This window comes from Kitasatospora sp. NPDC057692, from assembly GCF_042799475.1.
GTDB lineage: Bacteria > Actinomycetota > Actinomycetes > Streptomycetales > Streptomycetaceae > Kitasatospora.
This window is the reverse complement of sequence record NZ_JBHVIV010000045.1, coordinates 19,809-40,899: the sequence shown is the minus strand read 5'-3', so window position 1 is coordinate 40,899 and position 21,091 is coordinate 19,809. Positions and strand designations below refer to the sequence as shown.

Sequence of the window (21,091 nt, the reverse complement as noted above, 5' to 3'; positions counted from 1 at the left end):
CCAGCCGCCCGCTTCGTTACGGGGTCAGCCGAGCTGCTGACACTGCGGGCACTGCTGGACGCGCAGGATCCCCGCCTCGTCCCGGACACCCCGGGTGCGGGTGATCGGGTCGCAGTCCAGGTCACCGCAGTGCTGCGCCCGCGCCGGGGGAACGTCATCCGGCGCGGTCCGGGGATGGGCCACGCTCGGGGCGTTGCGGTCGCGCAGGACGACGTGCCGGGCCCGCAGCTTGTCGATCCGGGCGCCGATGGCGGAGGAAGGGTCTTTGAGGCCACCGGCCGTGCGGTGGGTCAGGTCGTAGACCAGGACGTCGTCCGGCTCGGTGTAGCCCAGCAGCGGCATCGCCGCCAGCAGCCGGGGCGCGAAGTTCTTCGCGTCCCGCAGCCCGCACGCGAACGGCGCGGGCAGCTCCATCAGGAACCGGACGATCGCCTGAAGCTCCTCCGGCATGGACGCGGGGTTGCCGTTCCTCGCGGAGCGAGTCCCCCTCCCCCTCCCCGCCCCGGCGTCAGCCGAGGCGGACGGGACCGTTGTGGCACGGGGGTTAGGGGGGGTAGTTCCTACCACCGGGGGGTGTGGGGGGGAAACGCTACCGTGGGCGCTGTCAGAACCCACGGTCTGACCTGCGGAAACGTGCTTCCCACCGTGGGCGCTGACACCGCCTGCGGTGTCACCGTGGGCGGTGACAGGACCCACGGTCTGACCTGCGGAAACGTGCTTCCGACCCTTCCGGCCCGCAACCGTGGGCGCTGTCACGATCTGCGGTGTGACCTGCGGTGATGCAGAGGCGTCGTCAGCGCTCAGCGGCGCCGACGGCATCCAGTCCGGGTTGTACGCGGGGCGCCGGTATAGCTCGTACCCGGCCGCGCCGAACTGGCCCTTGGCGCCGTTGGATTGGCCGACCCGCCGCAGGAAGCCGGCCGCGATCAGGTTGCGGAACGACCCCTGCACCGACGCGCGGCCGACCAGCCCGACGCCCTTGCCGTTGATGTTCTGGATGCCCTCGGCGCGCAGCGCGGCGAGGACGGCGGACTGGGTGGGCTTCTCGCCGCCCGCCACCATGAACATCAGGTGGAGCAGTACGAGTGTGTCCAGCGGATCGGGCAGGCCGGCGCCGTAGACCATGTGCATGTGCACGGTGACCTCGGTGACCGGCTCGTTGCCCGGGACGACCCGCATGGTGTCGTCGTCGTGCAACCCGTTCATCGGGCCACCTCCGGTTCCGCGGCGGGCACCAGGACCAGCCCGGCCTGGATGGTCGGACGCTGGGAGGGACCGATCTGGGCGGGGGCGTGCAGGGTCATGCCTTTAGAGGCCGGAAGCTCGGGCACGGTGTGGCCCTGAATCGTGTGGCGCGGGCCACACTTCGGTGAGCGGATGTTGATCACGAAGCCAGTGATCACACGATTGGCCTGTGGACAGAGGTCGCCCGGAGCGGGAGGGAGCCAGTGGGTGGCCGGGCGGCCAAGCGGCTGGCGGTAGTAGGCGGGGCGGGCCGGGGAGATACGGCTCCGCCGCGGGGTGACGGTGGGGCGCAACGGGGGGCGCTACCTCTCTAAGGGGCGCCGCCGCCGGCCGGATTCCAGGAGTAGCCCGAACAGGCGAGAGACGGGTGTCTCTCGCCTGAGCCGGGGGACCCCTGGTACCGTCGGAGGCGGCATACATAGACAGCTGAGCGGCCCCACAGACGCCAATCTTGGGCCGCTTTTGCTGTTTCTGGACTTCTGGTGCCCGCCAGGCAAGCACCAGACTGAGCCTAGCCCTGTGAGCCCGGGGTTCTCATGTCAACCACTGTTGGGCGTGTCCAGGAGTAGGGGTTGGTGCCTTAGGGCTTCAGCGTGCTTGCGGATTGCTCCCATCCGAGCCTCCCACTCGGGGCCTCCCCGGTGGTCAGAGTGGGCGGTCGTCTGGCCGTCGTGTTTGCGATAGTGCAGCCCAGTTTCGGGGATGAAGTACCCGTCGGAGAGTACGTCCAGGGCGATGAGCAGCGCAGTGTCCTCGGAAGCGGGCAGAGCCATCCATCCGCCGGCGAGGGCTAGTAGGTGCTGCCGAACACACAGGGTGGCCGGGTGTACCTGGGGCCTGTTGGTGGTCGCCCAGTAGTTGTAGAGCTCGCCACGTGGCATTCGGCCCGCCTCGGGGTCACCGAGTGTGTAGTGCACCAGTGACCCGTTCGGCATCAGGTCAAGTACCCGGGACACGGTCCATCCGACATCGGGATGCGCCTGCAGTACTTCGATGTCGCGGGCGAGGGCGCCGGGAGGCAGAACGTCGTCGGCATCGAGGACTTTGACGAGCTCCCCATGACTGCGGCCCCAGGCCATTGTCCTGGCAACGCCAGGGCCGCCCTTCCGTGACCCGCTTGGTTTCACCCGGCGGTCGGAGGTGATGTCGGCGAGTACTTCGGTGCCGTCGCCTCCATCAACCTGGATCAGCCATTCCCAGTCCCACCCGTCGGGTAGGGCTTGGGCTACGAGTGACTCGTATGCCTGCGGGAGGAAAGGAATCGCGGCGGCGTGGACGGGCGTGACGATCGACATGATGCGCGTCATCGGCCTGGCCACCTTTCGAGGGGGACCGTGTACGAGATCTCGGTCCGCTCGCCGGGAAGGACGACGTGGGAAAACTCCACGACCTCCGCGTCAGTGGAGACCGACGTCTTGTCCAGGAGAATGACCGGGCTGCCATTCGGGATGCCGAGATGCTGGGACTCGTGCAGCGTCGCCAGGCGAGTGCTGATGTCGTCCTGAATCTGGTCGATCTCAATGCCGATGGTGCTCAGCTGGTGATGGGTTCCGCCAGGCCAGGGCTCAAGTGAGCTGTCCAGGAGATCCGGGTTCCTGGACGCGACCTCGTGGACGAGGTACGAGTCGATCAACGACAGAGCGATCGGATCGCCCGGCACGCTGTGCCAGTACTGTCGGTGGAGCATCAATGTTCCCGGCGGAACACCGAAGCGCTGTGCAAGCCGGTCGTCTGCTGGCACGGTGTTGAACTCGGCGTGGCATTCAACCTGCTCATGGGCCAAGCCGGTGTCCTGTTCAACGACCCCGTTTCCACGTCGCTCAACCTCTGGCTTTAGGGCGAGGGCCTTCTCCCACCCGTAGCGCGTCTGATGACGCCTGACCTGACGCGGGTACTGCCTTCGCACTCGTGTGCCGTGGCCGCGCGCGGTCACGACCAAGCCCTCGGTCTCCAAGGAGCGATAGGCGGCCATGATCGTTGTCTTCGAGCCAAGCCCCTGGCTGACGAGCTCACGGATCTGCGGAAGCTGATCTCCGGGAAGGTACTCCCGGTCCCGGATCTTCTGCGCGAACGTTTCGGCGATCTCGCGCCACTTCGGTGTTCTGGATGCCACTAGATGCCTCCTCTCTGGGTGCCACTCTCCCACAGTCCCGGGACTACAGCAACCGCAGTCCCGGGACATTTGTCCCGGGACTGTTGACAGTCCCGGGACATGAGTGTCATTGTCTTCCTGTCGCCACCAGCGGTCTCCGGGCCGGGAAGTGACGATGCATTACGCCCGCCCCACAGCCTGCGGCTTCCTACGGCCAACGCAGGAGGGCGACCTCCGCGGCTTCCTACGGCCACGCGGAGTGGTCCCAGAAAGGGGTGAGGTCCCCGCGGCTTCCTACGGCCAACGCGGGGACCTCTCGGCGGCTCTATCGACCTGATCTGACCAGGGAGGAACCACCGTGCGTTACATCATGCCGCGCCTTGGGGCGCGGATCGAATCCGACCCCGTTGCTGCGCTTCAGTCGCAGTTCGAGGGCCAGGTGCTGGCCCTCGTCACCCGGGACCTCGCGGTCGTCGACCCGGCCGCCGGCGAGGGCGCCATCTCCGAGCTGGTCGCCCGGGTCTGGGATCTCGCCAGCCGCCACGCCGCGACCGCGGCCCGCACGACCTGGGACCACCTCGCGTGGTTCGTCGACCACGCCCTCGCCACCCGCGCCGCCGGCCTTCAGATGGCGGGGTGCTGATCATGGCGCAGACGTCCGAGCAGGCCCGGCAGGTCGCCGAGCGCGCCCAGCAGTTCCACGCCGCGATCCACCAGGCCCGGACCCCGGACCAGATCCGCGAGGTCTGTCAGGACGCGGCCGCCGCCGACCGCGCCCGCAAGGCGGGGGGTCGGTGATGGGGCTCATCCGTTCCTTCTTCGGCATCGCCGAGCCCGCCGCCCGTCCCGTCCGCGACAACTCCAGCAACTCCTCCGGCTCCGGCACCGTGACCCGCACCAGCGGGATGTCGAGCACCGGCTGGCACGCCCCGTACGACGAGGAGACCGCCCGGCGCCACCACCGCGAGGCCCAGGCCCCGGTCCCGCCGGCGGCCACCGACCGGACCGGCCGCCGACTGGCCACCCCCGACCCGTACCAGCAGGGCGGCCAGCACGTTCGGCAGAACTTCGGCGGCCCGTACACCGAGGACGGGGGCGCCCAGTGATCACCGCGCACCTCTTCCGCGCCTACGGCGGCAGCAACGGCCAGGGCACCAAACCGGCCGAGACCCCGCCGGTCACCTCCAAGAAGAAGGAGGACCGGTGATCCTCTCCAACCAGGCCGACGAGGCGCTGCGCCGGGCTCAGGAAGCCCAGAAGCGCATCAACGAGGGGAAGAAGACCGGCTCCGGCAAGTAGCCGCCCCGGTTCTCCCTTCTCCTCTCTCCCGCAGCACGGCTTCCCGCCGCCTGCCACCGGAACCGTCCTGGCATGCCCATGCCGGGACGGGTGCCGGGAGTGGTGCGGCGGGCCCCACCGGGCCCACCACCAACCGCTTCTCCCCTTGCCCCGCCCGATCCAGGAGGCACCCGCATGTCCCGCACGCTGACCGGCCGCCGTCAGGCCGCCCGCATCGCCCGCTGCACCGCCCCGGTCGCCGACGCCTGGACCCCGGAGTACCCGGAGTACCTCACCTTCGGCGCCGAGCGCGAGGCCGAGGCCGATGTGTGCTTCGCCGCCTCGGTCGCTGCCCTGACCGGCACCGACCCCGGAATCTGGCTGGCCAACGAGAGCGACGGCACCGAGACCCGCCGACGCCTGGTGGCGCAGGGCGCCGACGCGATCGTGCGCACCGCCCCCGCTGAGCTGGTCGAGCCCACCGAGCCCGGCTGCGACTTCGCGGAGATGGAGGCGGAGATCGCCAACGAGGCCGCCACCGACGCCGCCATCGAGGCCGCAGCCGCCACCCGCGTCCGGATCGACAAGCGGGCCGACCACCGCGACCGGGCCCGCGAGCTCGCCCTGGAGGTCTACAGCGAGGCCGAACTCGCGGCCTTCGGCGACGACCCGATGGACGCCTGGGGCCGCGACGTCCGGGACGCGGTCGAGCGGTGGTCCCCGTTCTCCGCCACCCGCCGCGCCGACGCCCGCTACGTCGTGCGCTGCGCCGACGGCACCCGCCGCTACGGCAACGGCCAGCTCGCCGACTAGGCCGCCGTCCCGGCCGCGCGGCCAGCTCCACCCCGTCGCCCGCCTCGGGCCCCGCCTCATCCACTGCGCCTTGGCCAGCCCAACCGGTCCGGCGCCCGCCGTACCTCCGTTCCCGATTCCGACCGGGAGGTCACCCGTGGACCTGGACCAGGTCTTCTTCAGCTTCTTCGTCGTCTCCGCCGTCACCAGCTTCCTGGTGCTGGTCGCCGAGGCCGCCACCCACCTCCTCACCCCGACCGAGACCGAGAGGACCGACCCCGATGCCTGACCAGCCCCAGCCCGCCGTCACCCCGCCGCCCCCGCGGCCGCCCGGCGAACACGCCGGCGCCGACGAGGTCGCCCTCTGGGCGGATGCGGTCCTGGCCCGCCCGGCCGCCGGCGGCCCGTTCCTGGAGCTGCGCCACGTCCTGGACGAGGCCGCGCACCCGGAGACGGTCGCGGCGCTGCGGCGCCTCGCTTCCGCGGCCTGACCGCACCGGTTGCCGTGGTTCGCCGCCACGTCCCGCTCCGCCCCGGACAACGGGCGCGGGCGTGGGCGCGGCGGTGTTCGACGGTGCCCGACGCACCGCCCGCCAGCCCGCAGAAGGAGCACCGCATGTTGAAGCGCCTGCGCGACACCGTCATCGAGGTCGTCGGCCACCGCCGGCTCACCAAGGACATCAAGCAGGCCGTCGCCTCCGGCGACCAGGAGGCCGCCCGGACGTTCCGCACCGGCACGCTGGCCGCCGCGCTGACCACCCGGGGCCGCGACGCCCGCGGCCAGGAGGTCATCGACTACGTCGAGGCGGTCCAGCAGGCCGACGGCGGCAACGCCGACCGTACCGGCTGGCTCCGCCGCTGACGCACCGACCGTCCCGCACCACACACCAGCACCTGACCGGCCGGGACCGTCCCGGCCCCAACAAGGAGGCAGAACATGGCGCAGCACGAGACCGACAACCAGGTCAGCGGTTCGACGGTGACCGGGCCGATCGTGCAGATCGGCACCGCGAGCGGGCCGATCAACATCGGCCCGGGCCCGCAGTACAACGACCTGCGCCGCAACAGCGACGGCAGCGCGCCCTCCTACAGCGCCGTCGAGAGCGGCACCGCCGACAGCGAGCGGTGACGCGCCCGCAGGCCTGACCCTCTCCAACGGCCTGTCCCGGCCGACCGCCGCGCTCCGTCCTGCCCCGGCCAGTTCCACCGGCCGGGGCAGGACGGGCCGCCCGGTGGACCGACAGCCGCAACCGACCGCCACACCCTCACCGGGAGGACCCCTGTTGTTCCGTCTGATCCGCACCACCACCCTGGCCGAGACCCGGCGCCGCCTGGACGCCACCGAGTACGAGCTGGCGGCGGCCAGCTTGGTCCTCGCCGAGCAGAACGCCGACTGGACGCCCCCGCCGCCGCCCTTCGCCGGCGACCTGGCCGCGGTCCTGCGCCACGTCGACACCGGCGTGCGGGAGGAGGCCGAGATCCGCGCCGCCGACCACGCCGAGCAGCACCTCGACCCCACGAACGCCCTCGGCCTGGCCATGGCCGAGCGGTGGACCGGCTACCTCGACGGCACCGCCGTCCACTACCTCGGCGCCGGGTACTGGCTGCACCACCACCCCGGCCACACCACGCTCCAAACCCGCCGCTCCGCCCGGGACAGCGGCGACGCGCGGACCGTCCTGCTCCACAGCGGCACCCGGTTGCCGGAGCAGGTGCGCAGCCTGGCCCACCTGCTGGAGATGCTCGCCGACGGCCGCTCGGTCGACTACCGCCTCCCGCACGGCCCGCAGGCCTGACCCACCACCAACCTCCTCCGCTCCGCCCCGGTTCGGTCCGTCCGGGGCGGGACGGGGTGCTGTCCGCCGACCGGTCAGGAGACCCTCTGATGGACCTGCTGCTCACCCTTCCCATCCCGGTGGGAGCGCTGCTCGGCGCCCTCTCCGTCCCTTACCTGGCCTGCGCGCTGCGTCTGGCCACCGGCACCGCCGTCGCCCGCCGGGGCGTTCGCCTGATGCGCAACCTCCCGGGGCTCGGCACGCTCGCCCTGACCGCCGCCTGGTGGTCGCCGTACCTGGCCGACACCGTGCCGGTGCCGGCGGGCCTCGCCATCCCGGCCGCCGTCTACCTGCTCACCGTCTCCGCCGTCTCCTGGCGGGCGGTGTCCCGAGAGACCAGTCCGGCCGGCCACGAGGCGTACGCACGGCTGGCCACCCCGCTCGGCCTGGCCGTCGTCGGCGCCGCGCTGACCGTCGTCGGCAACGTGCTCACCCCGGTGCTTCGCCCGCTCCTCGGCCAGTAGGCACGCCCCCGGGGCCGCCTGACGGCCACTTTGTCCGTCCCCGCCTTTCTCTCCTTCTTCCGCAGGAGTTCCCCATGCCCATTCCCACCACCGGCACGCCGCCGCCCGAGGGCAGGCCGCGATGACCACTCCGCACCGCGCCGACCTCATCGTGGACGCCGAGATCATCGAGGGCGAGGTCCTCGACCCCGAGCCCCGGCCCGCGCCCCAGCCCCCGCCGACCGTGGACGCCATCCACTGGTACGAGGGCCCCTCCGCGTGGCCCGGCCCCCACCTCGGGCCCGCGGCCGTGCCCGCCGCCCGCACCGACTCGCACGGCGGCTACCCGCCGCCGGCCGCGCCGCACACCGCGGGGGAGGCCGACCGCGCGCCGTACTGGTGGGAGACGCCGCGGGTGTTCACCCCGCCGGTCCCGCCGTACCCGGACCAGCCGCCCACCGTCGGCGCCCAGACCATCGGCGCCCCCGCTGGGGCGCCGACGGCCGCGACCTACGCCGCCACCGCGCCGACGCACGCCGTCCCGACGTACGTCGCCTCGCCCTACGTGGCCCCGTCGCCGGTGTTCGGCACCACGCCGTCCGCGCCGCCGTGCAACCCGTGCCGGCCCGGCAGCCTGCCGGGCTGCGGCGGCTGCGGCGCCAACCCCACCGGCCCGGTGCCGGTCGAGCTGGTCGCCCCGCAGCCGCTGCCCGTCATGATCGTCACCCCGCCCGAGCCGTTCTGGGACCTCTCCTGGCTCCAGCTCCAGGCCAACGCCACCGCCGCCGCGCTGGCCGCCGCCCCCGCCTGGCTCCTCGCCCAGCACCTGCCCGACCTGACCGGCAACTACGGCGTCGACGCGGCCGCGGCCGTCGCCGCCCTGTGGGGCGGCAAGCCCGCCCTGCGCTCCCTCGCCGCCGCGGCCGCCGCCTACTACGCCACCGCCGCCCTCCACACCCCCGTCCCCGCCGCGGCCGCCGCCGAACTCGCCGCCATCGCCCTGCCGCTGGCCGGCACCAAGCTCACCAAGGTCTCCATGCTGCGCCGCGTCGCGGTGTGGACGGCCGTCCTCGCGGGCTGCTGCTCGCTGCCCGCCGTCTCCCAGGCCCTGACCTGGCTCACCACCGCCATCACCGGAGGAAACTGACCATGGACATCACCCTCGGCTCCTACGCCACCATCTTCGGCCTGACCGGCTGGAAGCTCGTCAAGACCTACGGCCTGCCCGGCCTGTCCAAGATCGTCGCCGGCACCCGCCAGCCCGCCGACCTGGTCCCGTTCGGCATCGGCACCGGCATGGGCACCGTCTGCGGCCTGTGCGCCGGCGGCATCCTCGGCGGCATCGGCTGGCTCGGCTACAAGGCCGGCTCCTGGGGCGGCCAGCTCAGCCTGTGGGCCGGCACCGGCGCCTCCTCCACCAGCCAGTTCCACGGCGCGGAGGCCGTGCCGGTCACCGGCGGCGGCGCGCTGCTGCTGTTCATCGGCGCCGTCGCCGTCGCGGCCATCTGGAAGTCGATCCGCGACATCAACCGCCGCTGGATGACCCTGGGCCTCGTCAACGGCACCGCGCTCAGCGCCGTCCCGCTGATCACCTACTACACCCACCAGGGTCTGTCGGCCGGCGGGGACGCCCTCCTGAACGCCCTGAACAACATCGTCTCCACCCGCTGAACCCGCTACCCGCCACCCGCCCGGAGGGGGACCCGCCCGTGAGCATCGACCTGCAGAACGCCGAGCCGGCCGAGGACGAGATCCTCGACGGCGAACTTCTCGACGACAACGACCCGGGCCCGCGCCCGGCCGACCCGGACCCGTGGTGGCAGCGCCAGCGCCAGCACCTCCAGGCTGGCCTGAAGGTCCTGGCCGCCGAGCGCGGCGCCTGGCTGTTCGTCACCGAGAACCACCTGAGCGACCAAGCCGTCGCCCTGCACATCCTCAACGCCCGCCACCGCGCCTGGCAGAGTGCCCAGAAGACGGAGCACACCGCCCTGGCCGGCCGCGCCAAGGAGCAGACCAGGGCCGCCAAGAAGTCCGGCATCGCCGCCCAGGCGCAGGGCATCACCCCCGCCGCCCACAACGCCGCCAAACGCGCCGAGCTCGCCGCCCGCACCACCGCCGCCCAGTGGGAGCAGCAGGCGGCCGCGGTGATGGCCCGCCTCTACACCGGACACGCCCCCGTCACCCCGGGCGAGATCCGCGACCACCGCCGGCGCATGTCCCACTGGCGCCGAGCCCGCCTGGCCCTCATGCTGCTCGGCGCCTACGGGCCCGCCTACCTGGCGGGCGGCGCGGGCGCGCTCGTTCTGGAGAGCGCGGCCGGCGGCGCGGTCGTGGTCCTGGCCGCCTGGGGCAAGGGCGTCTCCACCCGGTGGCGCTCCGGGCGCCGCGCCGAACCGACACTGGCCTACGAACTGCCCGACGGCGCCCGCGTGCTCGCCCTGCCGGAGGGCGCCGGTGCTCCCGGCACCGGCGAAGGGCAGACCCCGGCGGCCGCGGCGCCGGTGCCCACCGGAAGCCCGTACCCGATCCGCCAGGCCCACAGCGTGCAGCAGGCCGGCGAGTCCATCCACCTCGCCCTGCTCGCCGAGGGCCTGGCCGTCGGCCAGGTCACCGACATCACCCAGGAACGCTGGGGCTGGCGCGCCATCGCCCACCTCACCAAGGGCCGGCCCTCCGGCCTGGTCGCCAAACTCGCCGACCTCGAAGTGCTGCTCGGCGTCCGCGAAGGCGGCGTGATGGCCCAGCCGCAGAAGGCCGCCGCCGGCTCCGTCGTGCTGCGCGTCCTCACCGGCGACCCGTTCGACCCCATGCCCCCGCACCCGCACTACCCGCCGCGCTCCAACAGCATCCTCAAGCCCGCCACCCTCGGCCCCTCCATGGACGCCACCCCCACCCAGGTCACCCTGGCCGGACAGAACGTCATGGTCATCGCCGTCTCCGGCGGCGGCAAGTCCCAGATCGTCCGCAACCTCGTCGACTACATCACCAGCTGCACCGACGCCATCGCCCTCGACATCGACCCCACCGGCCGCGGCTTCGGCCCGCTGCGCCGCCTGGCCGCGCTGCGCGCCTACGACGAGGAGGGGATCGACGAGGCGCTCGACTGGGCGATCCGCGAGGCGAGGATCCGCACCGAGCGGATGGGCGACGACGTCGACAACTGGCAGGTCACCGACGACGACCCGGCGGTGTTCGTCGTCGTGGACGAGCACCCGCAGCTGACACCGAAGCAGAAGCAGAAGGTCATCCTGCTGAGCCGGATCGGCCGCAAGGCACGCGTCACCGTGGTCCTGTTGTCGCAGGACGCCACCAGCGACGTCGTCGGCGACGCCATCGCCGACACCTTCGGCATCCGGATCATGCTGCCCTGCCGCAAGGCCGACGTCCCCCTGGTCGTCGGTTCGGACACCGCGGTCAACGAGGGCTGGATGCCGCACCGCCTCGTCCCCTCCCCCGGCGACTGGGACCCCGCCGACGCCGGCTGCTTCTACATCATCGCCCCCGGCCTGCGGGACCCGATCCTGCGCAAGGCCACCCACCTCGACGCCCAGGCCGCCACTCTGCGTACACAGGAACGGCTCGCCGCCGGAGCCGTCACCATCAACCCGGAGCCCACCGAGAAGGGCGACGAGCAGGAGGCCCCGGAGGTCCTGCTGGCGATCCGGGCCGCCTTTGAGAAGCACGGCGACCCGGACTTCCTCCCCACCGACCGGGTCCTGGACCACCTCGCCACCATCAGCGCCGAGTGGCGTCAGTGGGACGACCGGGAGCCGGCCGACCGCCGCCGCGAGGCAGTAAAGAAGATCGGCAAGGACCTCAAGCAGGCTGGCATCACCGACCTGTCCACGGTCCGCCGGTTCGACCTCGACAGCAAGAACCCCCCGTCGGGCTACCGGCTCAGAGACATCGAAGCGGCGTTCACCACGCTCGCTGGCAAGCACGCAGCGTAGCCGCGCAGCGGTCTCGCCGATCCGTGCCGCGATCCGTGGCTGATCTGTGCTGATCCGTGCCGGACACGGATCAGCCACGGATCAGCGCGGATCGCGGCACGGATCACCAAACGGATCGTGACCTGCGGAAACAGATCACACGGATCAGATCCGTACACCCCCCGGAAACGGCCCCGACACCGCCTGTCGGGGCCGTTTCCGCACCCCCGCCGCCCACCGGCGCCGGAACCCTCTCCCGGCCGCCCCGGCCACCACACACCGTTACCGCTCAGGACAGGAGTCCTCGGCCATGACCCCGGCCCGCACCACCACCCGCCGCCCCCGCGGCACCGCCCCGAAGCCCCCCGCCAAGCCCCGCGCGCAGCAGCCCGCGGCCCGCCCGGCTGTCCCGGCCGAGGCCTCCGCACCGGTGCCCGCCACCTTCGCGGCGCGCCCGGCCGCCGACCCGGTCCTGGCCGACTCGGCCGACCGCGCCGCCGACGTCCTAGCCCTCGCCGAGGACCAAGCGCTCGCCGTCCTGGACCGCGCCGCCGCCACTGCCGGCCGCCAGCTCGCGACCGCCGAGCAGTGGACGAGCGAGGCCGAGCAGCTGCGCGCGGACGCCGCCGCAGAGGCCGAGGCCATCACGCAGCGTGCCGACCGGATGGGCGGATGGATCCTCGACGCCGCCCGCCACAACGCCGAGACGATCCGCACGGAGGCCGAGAAGACCGCCCGCAGGCAGCGCGAGCGCACCGACGCCGACGCCCACGCGGCGGCCGACCGGCTGCTGGAGGACGCCACCGCGCGGGCCTCGGCGCTGCTGGCCGACGCCGAGCAGCGCGCCGCCGCCGTCCACGCCCAGGCCGGGCAGGACGCCGCGCGGATCCTCGCCGACGCCGAGGAGCAGGCCCGCCTGCTGGCGGCCGGCATCACCGAGGCCGCCGAAGACCAGGCCGCCAACCTGCTCGGCGAGGCCGAGCGCGGCGCCGCCGCGACGCTGCGCCGGGCCGCCGCCGACCTCGCCGACGTCCAGGAGCAGGTCGACGACGCCCGCCACCAGCTGGCGCGTACCCGGGAGTCCGCGGCCGCCGACCGCGCCCAGGCCGAGCAGGACCTGACCGGCGCGCGCGAGCTCGCGGCCACCGTGCAGCGCGACGCCGCCGCGGCCGCCGAACGGACCCTCACCTCGGCCGCCGCCGAGGCCGAGGCGATCCGCACCCGGGCCGCCGAGACCGCCCGCGACCTCCTCACCGCGGCCGAGGAGCAGGCCGAGGAGATGCGCCGGGAGGCCGAGGAGACGGCCGACCGCGTCACCGAGGCCGCCCGCGCCGAGGCCGACACCGTCCGCGAGGACGCCCAGGACGAGGCCCGCCAGCTGCGCGAGGACGCCGAGACGGAGGCCCGGGACCTCCGCGAGGAGGGCGCGCGCCAGGCCGCCGACCTGCGCGAGCGCGGCCAGGCCGCCGTTCAGCGGCTGCGCGAGGACGCCCAGGCCGCCATCGACGAGGCCCGCCAGGCCACCGGGGAGGAGCTGCGCCAGGCCAGCTCGAAGCGGGGCAAGGCCGAGGCCGACGCCCAGCGGCTCCTCAACACCGCCCGCCGCGACGCCGACAAGGTCGTCGCCGAGGCGCTGGCGCAGGTCACCGAGGCCGAGGCCCGCGTCACCGAGCTGACCGAGGAACAGGAGCGCCTGGAGGCCGCCATGGCCGCCCGGCACCACAGCCGGATCCGCCGGGCCCACCGCTGGTACCTGGGCCGCATCCCGTGGCTGCTCACCCGCGCCGTCCTGTGGGCGGGCCTGGTGTTCACCAGCACGCGCGAGCACCAGCTCGCGGTGGTGGCCGGCATGGACACCGTGCTGGCGTGGTTCCTCGCCGTCTGCCTCGACGGCTGGGTGATCGCCGCGACCCGCAGCAAGGTCCGCAAGGAGACCCGCATCGCGCTCGCCGTGATGATGCTGTGCCAGATCGCCGCGATCCTCACCGACCTCCACCTCCTCGGCGTCGCCCAGAACGCTCACGGAGAGTGGAAGATCCAGTGGGGCCTGGCGATCCCGCTCGCCATGGTCGTCCCCATCGCGATCTGGCGCGTCCACGAGCTCATCGACCACGGCAAGGCCGCTCACGGCGAGCACACCGCGCCCGCCCCGGCTGCGGCCGCGCCCACCGCGGCCCCCGGCGGCGCTCACCAGGTCCCCGCCCCGCGCCCGCCGCACGGCGGCCAGCCGCTGCCCACCGCTCACGGCACGGCCGCCTTCGGACCCGCCCCTCACGGCGAACGCTCACATGAGCGCGAGATCGCCGCAGGTGGCGGGACCAGTGGCGCTCATCGCGCGCTCCCGCCCGCCGCCCCGAACCCCGGCGACGCTCACCCGCCGACGCCGATGAGCGACGCCGCGCTCATGTACGCCCGCAAGGCGAGCACCCGCGCCCTGTACGACGCTCTCGGCCGACGCCCGCTGGCCACCGAGATCCACGCCGCGCTCACCGAGCGGGGCCTGCTGACCGGAACGCCCGAGCAGACGCGCAGCACCTGCCAGCGGGTGCGCGACGCGGTCGAGCGCGACGAACCCGCGCTCAAGCCGCCCGCTCGCGCTGCGTAACCACGAGCGCGCACACGAAGCGGCCCCCGGGATGACGGAAACACCCCGGGGGCCAGGCGCCCGAAAGCGCCGGCGGGCCGGTCTCGTCCCCGGCCCGCCCCCCATCCTCCCGCACCACCCACACCCACCGACCCCGCCGAGAGGAACCGCCACCCGTGTTCGCCATCGACCGCGACACCCGCATCGCCGCCCTGCGCACGACCCACCACCAGCGCGGCCAGACCCTCGCCACCATGCCCGCCGACTCCCGCTCCCACGCCCGCCTCCTCGCCGAGTGCGAGGCGATCAGCGACGAGATCGACCGGCTCCAGCGCTGCATCGGCATCCCGCGCTCCGTCGCCCTGGCCGTGCCCGTGCTCCTGGCCGTCCTGGTCCTCGCCCTCATCAGCTGAACCGGCCGACCGGCCTCGCCCCCGGCCCGCACCGCCCGCCCGGCACCCAGCCCGGCGGGCGGCGCGCATCCCGGGGACGGGACCGGCCGCCCGGTCACCAGGCGACCACCATCCGCCCGACCCGCCACCCCCCGCTGAACCGGAGACCCGCTTGCCCGCCATCACCTTCGACCGCTTCCCCACCTCGCCGCTGGCCCTGCGCACCAACGACCCCGCCGACCGCGCCCACCGACACGCGTTCTCCTGCCAGATGGCCCAGACGGCCACCACCGCCCGCGACCACCTCGCCGACCTCCTGGCCACCGCCACCAGCACCGAGGAACGCGTCGCCGCCCTCGCCGCCGTCCACACCTTCGTCACCGACTGGCGCTACCAGGCCGCCGCCCGCGCCGCCGGCCGCGTGGGCCGAGGCATCGCCTACGACCCGGCCCGCTTCCGCACCCCCATCGCCGGCGCCGGCACCAACTACGACCGCCTCGGCCCGGTCGGCCGGCTGCGTGACGGCTCCGTCTGGCACCCGGCCACCCGCACCTACCGCGGCGGCACCGACACCCCCGCCTCCCGCGCCATGGCCCACTACGGCCTCGCGGCCCAGCGCCGCTTCGCCCGCGAGGCACCCACCGCCGACATCCTGCAGAACCGGGTGACCCTGCCCGACGGCCGCACCATCGCCGGCAACCGGCTCCTGCGCGGCCGGGCCGCCCGCCGGGCCGCCGCCGAACTCACCGCCCGCATCGCCGCCCGCGGCCTCGACCCCGCCCGCGTCGAAACCGGCGGCCACCCCCTCTACACCGCCACCCCCGACCCGGCCGACGCCACCCTGCTGCGCGCCGAGGCCCTGCGCATCCTCGCCGGCCCCGGCCTCACCCCCCGCCTCTTCCTGACGGCCCGCTACCTCCTCTTCCAGGCCCCGGTCATGAAGAAGGGATCCGACGCCGTCACCCGCGTCTTCACCGTCGCCGTCGCCGACCTCCTCCTCGGCACCGACGCCCCCGCCCTGCCCGCCGACATCGACCTGCGCTGCTACGTCCTCGGCCAGCAGGCCGCCACCCGCCCCTGACCACCAGCGACACACCACACCCACCACCGAAAGGACCCGCCCTCATGAACCTCACCTTCGACCCCGGCACGCTGATCGTCCTGGTCGGCGGCAGCGGCGCCGGCAAGACCACCTTCGCCGAGCGCCGTTGGCCCGCCACCTGGCGGCTCAACCTCGACTCCTACCGCGAGATGGCTACCGACTCGGCGGCGGACCAGTCCGCGACCCCGGTCGCCGACCAGATCCAGACCCTCCTGCTGGACGCGCGTCTCTCGCGGTCGCTCACCACTGTGATCGACGCGACCGGACTGTACGCGCACGTGCGCGCCGCCCTGCTCGCCCGCGCCCGCTACTGGCAGCGCCCCTGCGTCGCGGTGCTCTTCGACGTCTCCCTGGAACGCCGCCGCGAGCTCAACGCCGGCCGCGAGCGCGTCGTCCCGGACCACGTCCTCGTCGACCAGGAGCGCCTGCTCCCCACCGCCGAGCAGCTGCGCAGCGAGGGCTTCGCCCGCGTCGAGACCGTCACCGCCACCAGCCCGGCCTACCTCGAACCGGCCCGGCCCGGCCGCTGACCCCGGAGGAGCCCGTGCGCGCGATCGACCTCGACCCGACCGGCGAACACCACGGCGGCCTGCCCACCTACCCCTGGCGCTGGGCCCCCTCCCCCGACCTCATGACCCGCCGCCAGCTGCGCGCCGAAGGCCTCCGGCCCGGCGGCCAGGAACCCGCCGCCCAGATCGTCTGCCGCAGCGGCCAGCGGATCGGCTATCTGTACCGGCGCTCCCTCGCTCTGCCCGTCCGGCCGATGACCCCGGCCCGCTGGCGCGCCCACCAGCGCATGATGCTCGCCCGCCGCACCTGCCCGCTGTGCCGCGCCGTCACCGAGCACTGCATCCCCACCTCGCTCGGCTGCTGCCTGGACTGCGCCGACGGCCTCGCCCTGGCCGAGCTCGAACAACTGCTCAGCCTCGCCCGCGCCGTCCCGGCCTGACCCGCCGAGCGGACCGCCGCCGCCGGCCCCGGACCCGACCGCACCCAGCGGCCGGCACCGCCGGGACCGACGCGGCTGCCCGGTCACCCGACCCCGCAGACCCCCCGCACACCCATCGGAAGGCACCGCCCGTGAACGTCGACAACCCCCGCATCCCCGCCGTCAACGCCGCCCTGGAGAAGCTCCTCGGCGACCTCGTCCCCGACCCGTTCGACGGTCGGCTGCGCAGCGACGACGCCTACACCGTCGTCCTTGCCGCGCTCGACTACCTGGAGGGCCTGGGGCAGCGCCGCACCACGGTCGGCGAGCTGTACATCTGGTCGCGCTGCATCCCCGGCGGCGAGATCCTCGGCGGCCACGACCGCCTGATGACCCTGCTCCAACAGGCCGAGAACTACGGCCGGATCCGGCTCGACCGCGGCCAGGTCCACATCGGCGACGCGCCGACCGGCGGCGGACCCGGACACGTCTGGATGCGCCAGCTCACCAAGGGCGGCGCCGTGGTCGAGCTGATCGGTGCCGAACCCTGGCCGCTCGGAACCCATGCCCGCGACGACGCCAAGGCGTGGTCGTACTGCACCGGCTGCCGTGTCGGCACCGCCCAGGCCGACGCCATGTACGTCTACGCGGTCCGCCAGGAGGTCACCGACCACGCCGCCACGTGCTCCTGGCTGCTGCCGCTGCCCGACGCGGTCTGACCCGCATGACCAACGAGCCCGCGCACCCGCGCCGCAGCCTCGCCGCCGTTCTCCTCGGCCTGTTCACCCGGCCTCGCCGACCCGAGCCGCCCGCCCCGTCGGCGGATCCGGACGACTGGGGCGACGACCCCACCGGCGCCTGGTCCCCCGAACCGCCCACCAACCGGAGCAGCACGTGACCACCCACGACCCTGACCCGGCGATCGACCGCGAGCTCCAGGGCCACGCCCTGGACGCCCGGCAGCTCGCCGACGCCGCCCGGCACTACGCCGACATCCTGGCCGCCGGCGCGCGCACCGAGGACGCCGACCACCTGCACGCCCTCGCCGCCCGCCTCGGCCGCCAGGCCCACCGCATCGACGGCATGCGCGAGATCGCCCGCCGCTGGCACACGGCCTGACCGATCCGCCGTCCAGGCCCGGCCCGCCCACCCCGGCGGGCCGGGCCCCGCTTCCCGGAGGCCCCGATGACGCGCGCCGCACCCGGCCCGCACCCGCACCCGCTCACCCCCACTGACCTGCCGACCAGCACCGCCTGGTGGAGCTCCTGCCCCGACTGCCGCTCCCCGATCCAGGGCGGCCCCGCTCGGACTGCGCGCCCACCGCCGCACCGCCCACCACCCCGACCCGAGCGACCGGCGCATCCCGATCACCATTCGACTCGACCACTGAGGAGACCCAACCCGCGTGACCGTCATCCCCCTCAACCCCGACTCCCCCGCCTCGCACGCCGTCGGCGTGGACTTCGACCTCACCGTTGTGTTCCCTGTCAAGTCAGCGTGTTGAGGGGGATTGTACGAGCCGGTGCCAGGTACGCATGATCGCTTAGTGCAGGTCGGGGACGGGCGAGGGGGTGCCCGGTTCACGGCGATGAACGAAGAGGCATCGTCCGGGCCTGCGCCCTCGGCCCGGCGGTAGGCGAGGTGAGCTGCGAGCCCCAGCAGGTGGTGGTGGCCGGTGACAGCACGGCGGTCGGAGCGCCTCCCGGTCCGCTTTGGTCAGCTCGTACGGCGAACAGGACAGAAGGACGGGCCCACCCCTCGATCACTGTCCGAGTTGCTGAAGGCTCCAGGGAGTCCGGAACGGCTCCGGGCCGGTGTCGTCATCAAACGAACGTCTGATGACGACACCGGTACCGAATCAGCTGGCGGCGACGGAGTGGTCGACCACCAACTCCAGCGTCCAGAGAAGGTCGTTGGCGTTCGAGCCGTAGTCGGACGGCCACGGAAGGAACAGGTCACCCACGTCGCACTCGCCGCAGCCGTCCTGGCCGACCGGCTGCGCGTGGCGGAACAAGCCGCCCGACTCCCCGACAACGTCTCCCGTCTCCCAGGGCGCTGACCACTCGGCCAGCTCGCGGTTCGGCGAGTTACCCGAGCCAGGCCCTCCCCGTCCGCGAGGGCACGCAGTCGCATCGCCTCCGGGGAGCCGATCCCGCTCGGCGTCGGCCTGGGCGATCCAGCGCATCGTCGCCGGTGGTGTCGATGGTGCGGTGCAGGAGCCTGGCCTCCCGGGCCAGGTAGTCGCACCGCTCGAAAGCATCGGTGCGGCAGTCGGCGCGGCATTGCGCGCCGCCACGTCCAGCTCGGCGAGGACCTGCGGCGGCAGCACGACGTTCTCGGCCGCGACCAAGGGGTGCTGTAGGCGAACGGCGAACCAACCGACAAGGTGCTCAGCGTGATGCCTACGGGGATTTCATCACTGGGAGTATCCGCTCGGGTGCCACCGGTCGCCAGAGGTTCGGATACGTCCTAGCGTGGAGGGTGAGGCCCCGGGGCTACCCGCGAGCGCCCCACCTCCCCATGAGACCAAAGGAGGCACACGTCATGACGACAACACGTGCCGTAACCATGCACATCGACTCCGTGACGCCCGACCAGGTCGCCGCGAAGGACGACGTCGTCTTCCACGGTTCCGGGCTCGGCCTGGTGACCAAGGCGTACTTCACCGACGCGAACAAGAAGGTGGCGACCTCCCCTGCCCAGGGCCGTGAACAGGGCAAGGAAGCGGTGGCGAAGTGCCCCGAGGGCCTGGCCATCGGCCACGCCCAGGTCGCCCTCGGAGACGACAAGAACCCCGGCAGCAACTCGGTGGACATCGACATCGTCAGCCAGTGACGGGAGACCTCGGCGACGGGCGGCCCGTCACCGTCTCCGGCACGGGTGCCGTGCCGGAGGCAGTGCGGCCACCCTCGCGCCGCAGCCGTCCGGCATTGCGTCCTCCCCCAGGGGCTGACGCTCAAGACGAAGGGCACAACGCAATGACGCAGACACTTATAGGGGCGGGCGCGACCGCCCAACTTCAGCCCGGCTACATCACCACCGTCGCCGGCGGAGGCAGCGAGAAGCGGAGCGAGGGAGTCCAAGCCGTCAAGACGAGCCTGAAGAATGTTTCGGCCGTCGCGAGCGACGGCCGGACGAACCTCTACCTCGGGGAACGGGAAGGCCCCATCTATCAGCCGCTGGTGTCGCGGATGGAGGACGAGAAGATCTACACCTTCACGAGCACCGGCCTGGAGACCGTCGGCGGCCTGCTGTGGAGCGGGCCGACACTGTACATCTCCGATCACGCCCGGGTGTGGGCGGCCAAGCCCCCGGACACCGGCCTCACCCCGGTGGCAGGCACCGGACAGGCAGGATTCGACGGTGACGGGAAGCCCGCGACCGAGACAGCCATCGGCAATCCCGTTGGCCTCGCTGTCGACCACGAGGGCAACCTGTACATCGCCGACTACGGCAACCACCGGGTACGCAAGGTGCTCGCCAACGGGAACCACATCGTCCACACCATCGCCGGCGACGGGACGGCAAGCGGAAAGGTCCAAGAGGGCGGAGACGCCCTCGCGGCAGGGCTGATGGACCCCGCGGGTGTGGTCGTGGGCGGCACGGGCATCGTGTACATCTCCGACGCCGGCATCGACCGGGTGTTCGCGGTGACACCCGACGGGAAGATCCGCACAGTGGCCGGGGGCGGTACGAAGGAAGTGCCGGCGGACGGCTCGAAGATCAAGGCCACCGACGCCCACCTCAAGGCCACCTTTGGGCTGGTTATGGGCCCCTCGGGGGACATCTTCCTCTCCGACCCAAGTCAAAACCGTGTGTTCCGGCTGCACGTTGCCGAAGGAGCGCTCTCACTCGTGGCAGGCAACGGCACCAACACCGACTCGGGCGACGGCGGCAAGGCCCTCGACGCCGGAGTTCCCGGCCCCGACGACCTCGCCATGGACGCCTCCGGGAACCTGTACATCGCCGAATACGCCTACCACCGGGTGCGGATGGTCGCGGCGGTGGATAGACCGTCCGGTGTCGTCACCCTTGAATCCGCCGTGGGCGACAACCTGTCCGCCCAGACCGGCACCATCTTCGCCCCCGCACTCGCCGTCATCGCCAAGGACAACTCCCACAACCCGGTACCGGGCGTACAGGTCACCTTCACCATCCAGAAGGACGACCCGACCCACTCCACCTTCCCCGGCGGCACCGAGTGCACCGCTCTCACCCAGGCCGACGGCAAAGCCACCGCCGCCGACCTCACCGCCGGCCCCACCGCGGGACAGTTCCATGTCCAGGCCAGCACCACGGGCAACGTCTCGTTCCGGTTTACGCTGCACGTGACCCAGTGACAGACCCCGGCTCGAAAACCCGGTACCGGGACAGGACGGACCGGTGTCAGACGAAGGTCAACCCGAACGAGCCGGACCCGTGGGACGGCCGACACCCAGCTGACCGCAGGCCCAACCGAGCCAACAGCCAC

The 21,091-nt window shown here is 73.1% G+C and carries 28 protein-coding genes; 23 read left to right on the top strand and 5 right to left on the bottom strand.

All coding sequences use genetic code 11. The annotated features are described in order from the left end of the window. Window positions 1–24 precede the first annotated feature (24 nt). The 4 genes from ACFVFS_RS24080 to ACFVFS_RS24065 all read right to left on the bottom strand — a co-directional run bounded on the left by ACFVFS_RS24080 (window position 25) and on the right by ACFVFS_RS24065 (window position 3,358). Window positions 25–1,206 (bottom strand): hypothetical protein, encoded by a 1,182-nt coding sequence (locus ACFVFS_RS24080; protein WP_380626732.1) that lies wholly within the window; start codon window positions 1,204–1,206, stop codon window positions 25–27. Continuing rightward, a complete protein-coding gene (locus ACFVFS_RS24075; RefSeq protein WP_380626731.1) occupies window positions 1,203–1,331 on the bottom strand; it encodes a hypothetical protein in 129 nt (42 codons plus the stop codon). Before ACFVFS_RS24075 ends, ACFVFS_RS24080 begins: the two co-directional genes overlap by 4 nt. A gap of 453 nt (window positions 1,332–1,784) precedes the next feature. Further along, the gene (locus tag ACFVFS_RS24070) at window positions 1,785–2,552 is read right to left on the bottom strand and encodes a glycosyltransferase family 2 protein (RefSeq protein WP_380626730.1); all 768 of its coding nucleotides are present in this window, start codon (window positions 2,550–2,552) and stop codon (window positions 1,785–1,787) included. Further along, window positions 2,549–3,358, bottom strand: a complete 810-nt coding sequence (locus ACFVFS_RS24065) for a GntR family transcriptional regulator (protein WP_380626729.1) — start codon at window positions 3,356–3,358, stop codon at window positions 2,549–2,551. The genes ACFVFS_RS24070 and ACFVFS_RS24065 overlap by 4 nt, the downstream gene beginning before the upstream one ends. A gap of 337 nt (window positions 3,359–3,695) precedes the next feature. Here ACFVFS_RS24065 and ACFVFS_RS24060 point away from each other — a divergent pair, with 337 nt between their 5' ends. The 21 genes from ACFVFS_RS24060 (at window position 3,696) to ACFVFS_RS23960 (ending at window position 17,739) form a co-directional block, all read left to right on the top strand. Next, window positions 3,696–3,980, top strand: a complete 285-nt coding sequence (locus ACFVFS_RS24060; protein ID WP_380626728.1) for a hypothetical protein — start codon at window positions 3,696–3,698, stop codon at window positions 3,978–3,980. Between the two features lie 2 nt (window positions 3,981–3,982). Beyond that, window positions 3,983–4,135 carry a hypothetical protein gene (locus tag ACFVFS_RS24055; protein ID WP_380626727.1) on the top strand — a complete coding sequence of 51 codons (153 nt, stop codon included), beginning with the start codon at window positions 3,983–3,985 and terminating at the stop codon, window positions 4,133–4,135. After that, window positions 4,135–4,443: a hypothetical protein gene (locus ACFVFS_RS24050; protein WP_380626725.1), complete on the top strand. Its 309-nt coding sequence runs from the start codon at window positions 4,135–4,137 to the stop codon at window positions 4,441–4,443. Before ACFVFS_RS24055 ends, ACFVFS_RS24050 begins: the two co-directional genes overlap by 1 nt. 367 nt (window positions 4,444–4,810) lie before the next feature. Continuing rightward, complete coding sequence (locus ACFVFS_RS24045; RefSeq protein WP_380626723.1) at window positions 4,811–5,428, top strand: hypothetical protein; 618 nt, start codon at window positions 4,811–4,813, stop codon at window positions 5,426–5,428. Window positions 5,429–5,564: 136 nt separating this feature from the next. After that, window positions 5,565–5,696, top strand: a complete 132-nt coding sequence (locus ACFVFS_RS24040) for a hypothetical protein (protein ID WP_380626722.1) — start codon at window positions 5,565–5,567, stop codon at window positions 5,694–5,696. Continuing rightward, the gene (locus tag ACFVFS_RS24035; RefSeq protein ID WP_380626721.1) at window positions 5,689–5,898 is read left to right on the top strand and encodes a hypothetical protein; all 210 of its coding nucleotides are present in this window, start codon (window positions 5,689–5,691) and stop codon (window positions 5,896–5,898) included. The genes ACFVFS_RS24040 and ACFVFS_RS24035 overlap by 8 nt, the downstream gene beginning before the upstream one ends. Window positions 5,899–6,023: 125 nt before the next feature. Further along, window positions 6,024–6,269: a hypothetical protein gene (locus ACFVFS_RS24030; RefSeq protein WP_380626719.1), complete on the top strand. Its 246-nt coding sequence runs from the start codon at window positions 6,024–6,026 to the stop codon at window positions 6,267–6,269. Window positions 6,270–6,344: 75 nt separating this feature from the next. Further along, window positions 6,345–6,536, top strand: a complete 192-nt coding sequence (locus ACFVFS_RS24025; protein ID WP_380626717.1) for a hypothetical protein — start codon at window positions 6,345–6,347, stop codon at window positions 6,534–6,536. A 154-nt stretch (window positions 6,537–6,690) separates the two neighbouring features. Next, window positions 6,691–7,203 (top strand): hypothetical protein, encoded by a 513-nt coding sequence (locus ACFVFS_RS24020; protein ID WP_380626716.1) that lies wholly within the window; start codon window positions 6,691–6,693, stop codon window positions 7,201–7,203. Between the two features lie 89 nt (window positions 7,204–7,292). Next, window positions 7,293–7,706 (top strand): hypothetical protein, encoded by a 414-nt coding sequence (locus ACFVFS_RS24015; RefSeq protein ID WP_380626715.1) that lies wholly within the window; start codon window positions 7,293–7,295, stop codon window positions 7,704–7,706. Between the two features lie 121 nt (window positions 7,707–7,827). Next, window positions 7,828–8,832, top strand: a complete 1,005-nt coding sequence (locus tag ACFVFS_RS24010) for a hypothetical protein (RefSeq protein ID WP_380626714.1) — start codon at window positions 7,828–7,830, stop codon at window positions 8,830–8,832. Window positions 8,833–8,834: 2 nt separating this feature from the next. Next, window positions 8,835–9,356, top strand: coding sequence for a hypothetical protein (locus tag ACFVFS_RS24005; protein WP_380626713.1), 522 nt, complete (start codon window positions 8,835–8,837; stop codon window positions 9,354–9,356). A 38-nt stretch (window positions 9,357–9,394) separates the two neighbouring features. Next, on the top strand, window positions 9,395–11,635 hold the full coding sequence (locus tag ACFVFS_RS24000; RefSeq protein WP_380626712.1) for a hypothetical protein: 2,241 nt from the start codon (window positions 9,395–9,397) through the stop codon (window positions 11,633–11,635). Between the two features lie 289 nt (window positions 11,636–11,924). Continuing rightward, window positions 11,925–14,219 carry a hypothetical protein gene (locus ACFVFS_RS23995; protein WP_380626710.1) on the top strand — a complete coding sequence of 765 codons (2,295 nt, stop codon included), beginning with the start codon at window positions 11,925–11,927 and terminating at the stop codon, window positions 14,217–14,219. Between the two features lie 155 nt (window positions 14,220–14,374). Then, window positions 14,375–14,611 (top strand): hypothetical protein, encoded by a 237-nt coding sequence (locus ACFVFS_RS23990; RefSeq protein WP_380626709.1) that lies wholly within the window; start codon window positions 14,375–14,377, stop codon window positions 14,609–14,611. A gap of 151 nt (window positions 14,612–14,762) precedes the next feature. Then, complete coding sequence (locus tag ACFVFS_RS23985) at window positions 14,763–15,671, top strand: hypothetical protein (protein WP_380626708.1); 909 nt, start codon at window positions 14,763–14,765, stop codon at window positions 15,669–15,671. Between the two features lie 44 nt (window positions 15,672–15,715). Further along, a complete protein-coding gene (locus ACFVFS_RS23980; RefSeq protein WP_380626707.1) occupies window positions 15,716–16,222 on the top strand; it encodes an AAA family ATPase in 507 nt (168 codons plus the stop codon). A gap of 14 nt (window positions 16,223–16,236) precedes the next feature. Continuing rightward, complete coding sequence (locus tag ACFVFS_RS23975; RefSeq protein ID WP_380626705.1) at window positions 16,237–16,641, top strand: RRQRL motif-containing zinc-binding protein; 405 nt, start codon at window positions 16,237–16,239, stop codon at window positions 16,639–16,641. A 131-nt stretch (window positions 16,642–16,772) separates the two neighbouring features. Continuing rightward, complete coding sequence (locus ACFVFS_RS23970; protein ID WP_380626703.1) at window positions 16,773–17,339, top strand: hypothetical protein; 567 nt, start codon at window positions 16,773–16,775, stop codon at window positions 17,337–17,339. A gap of 5 nt (window positions 17,340–17,344) precedes the next feature. Further along, window positions 17,345–17,518 (top strand): hypothetical protein, encoded by a 174-nt coding sequence (locus ACFVFS_RS23965; RefSeq protein WP_380626701.1) that lies wholly within the window; start codon window positions 17,345–17,347, stop codon window positions 17,516–17,518. Continuing rightward, window positions 17,515–17,739: a hypothetical protein gene (locus ACFVFS_RS23960; protein ID WP_380626699.1), complete on the top strand. Its 225-nt coding sequence runs from the start codon at window positions 17,515–17,517 to the stop codon at window positions 17,737–17,739. Before ACFVFS_RS23965 ends, ACFVFS_RS23960 begins: the two co-directional genes overlap by 4 nt. Before the next feature lie 739 nt (window positions 17,740–18,478). On the opposite strand, the gene ACFVFS_RS23955 is transcribed toward ACFVFS_RS23960, so the two are convergent. Then, complete coding sequence (locus ACFVFS_RS23955; RefSeq protein ID WP_380626698.1) at window positions 18,479–18,634, bottom strand: hypothetical protein; 156 nt, start codon at window positions 18,632–18,634, stop codon at window positions 18,479–18,481. A gap of 530 nt (window positions 18,635–19,164) precedes the next feature. On the opposite strand from ACFVFS_RS23955, the gene ACFVFS_RS23950 reads away from it, so the two are divergent. Together ACFVFS_RS23950 and ACFVFS_RS23945 are read left to right on the top strand one after the other, a co-directional pair. Next, complete coding sequence (locus tag ACFVFS_RS23950; RefSeq protein WP_380626697.1) at window positions 19,165–19,455, top strand: hypothetical protein; 291 nt, start codon at window positions 19,165–19,167, stop codon at window positions 19,453–19,455. 143 nt (window positions 19,456–19,598) lie between these two features. After that, a complete protein-coding gene (locus ACFVFS_RS23945; protein WP_380626696.1) occupies window positions 19,599–20,960 on the top strand; it encodes a hypothetical protein in 1,362 nt (453 codons plus the stop codon). The last annotated feature ends 131 nt before the right edge of the window (window positions 20,961–21,091 follow it).

Bases quoted from the DNA above. Each gene is read 5' to 3' on its own strand.
- ACFVFS_RS24080 (WP_380626732.1), bottom strand. From the start codon at position 1,206: ATGAACGGGTTGCACGACGACGACACCATGCGGGTCGTCCCGGGCAAC.
- ACFVFS_RS24070 (WP_380626730.1), bottom strand. From the start codon at position 2,552: ATGACGCGCATCATGTCGATCGTCACGCCCGTCCACGCCGCCGCGATT.
- ACFVFS_RS24055 (WP_380626727.1), top strand. From the start codon at position 3,983: ATGGCGCAGACGTCCGAGCAGGCCCGGCAGGTCGCCGAGCGCGCCCAG.
- ACFVFS_RS24050 (WP_380626725.1), top strand. From the start codon at position 4,135: ATGGGGCTCATCCGTTCCTTCTTCGGCATCGCCGAGCCCGCCGCCCGT.
- ACFVFS_RS24045 (WP_380626723.1), top strand. From the start codon at position 4,811: ATGTCCCGCACGCTGACCGGCCGCCGTCAGGCCGCCCGCATCGCCCGC.
- ACFVFS_RS24035 (WP_380626721.1), top strand. From the start codon at position 5,689: ATGCCTGACCAGCCCCAGCCCGCCGTCACCCCGCCGCCCCCGCGGCCG.
- ACFVFS_RS24030 (WP_380626719.1), top strand. From the start codon at position 6,024: ATGTTGAAGCGCCTGCGCGACACCGTCATCGAGGTCGTCGGCCACCGC.
- ACFVFS_RS24025 (WP_380626717.1), top strand. From the start codon at position 6,345: ATGGCGCAGCACGAGACCGACAACCAGGTCAGCGGTTCGACGGTGACC.
- ACFVFS_RS24015 (WP_380626715.1), top strand. From the start codon at position 7,293: ATGGACCTGCTGCTCACCCTTCCCATCCCGGTGGGAGCGCTGCTCGGC.
- ACFVFS_RS24010 (WP_380626714.1), top strand. From the start codon at position 7,828: ATGACCACTCCGCACCGCGCCGACCTCATCGTGGACGCCGAGATCATC.
- ACFVFS_RS24005 (WP_380626713.1), top strand. From the start codon at position 8,835: ATGGACATCACCCTCGGCTCCTACGCCACCATCTTCGGCCTGACCGGC.
- ACFVFS_RS23995 (WP_380626710.1), top strand. From the start codon at position 11,925: ATGACCCCGGCCCGCACCACCACCCGCCGCCCCCGCGGCACCGCCCCG.
- ACFVFS_RS23980 (WP_380626707.1), top strand. From the start codon at position 15,716: ATGAACCTCACCTTCGACCCCGGCACGCTGATCGTCCTGGTCGGCGGC.
- ACFVFS_RS23965 (WP_380626701.1), top strand. From the start codon at position 17,345: ATGACCAACGAGCCCGCGCACCCGCGCCGCAGCCTCGCCGCCGTTCTC.
- ACFVFS_RS23950 (WP_380626697.1), top strand. From the start codon at position 19,165: ATGACGACAACACGTGCCGTAACCATGCACATCGACTCCGTGACGCCC.
- ACFVFS_RS23945 (WP_380626696.1), top strand. From the start codon at position 19,599: ATGACGCAGACACTTATAGGGGCGGGCGCGACCGCCCAACTTCAGCCC.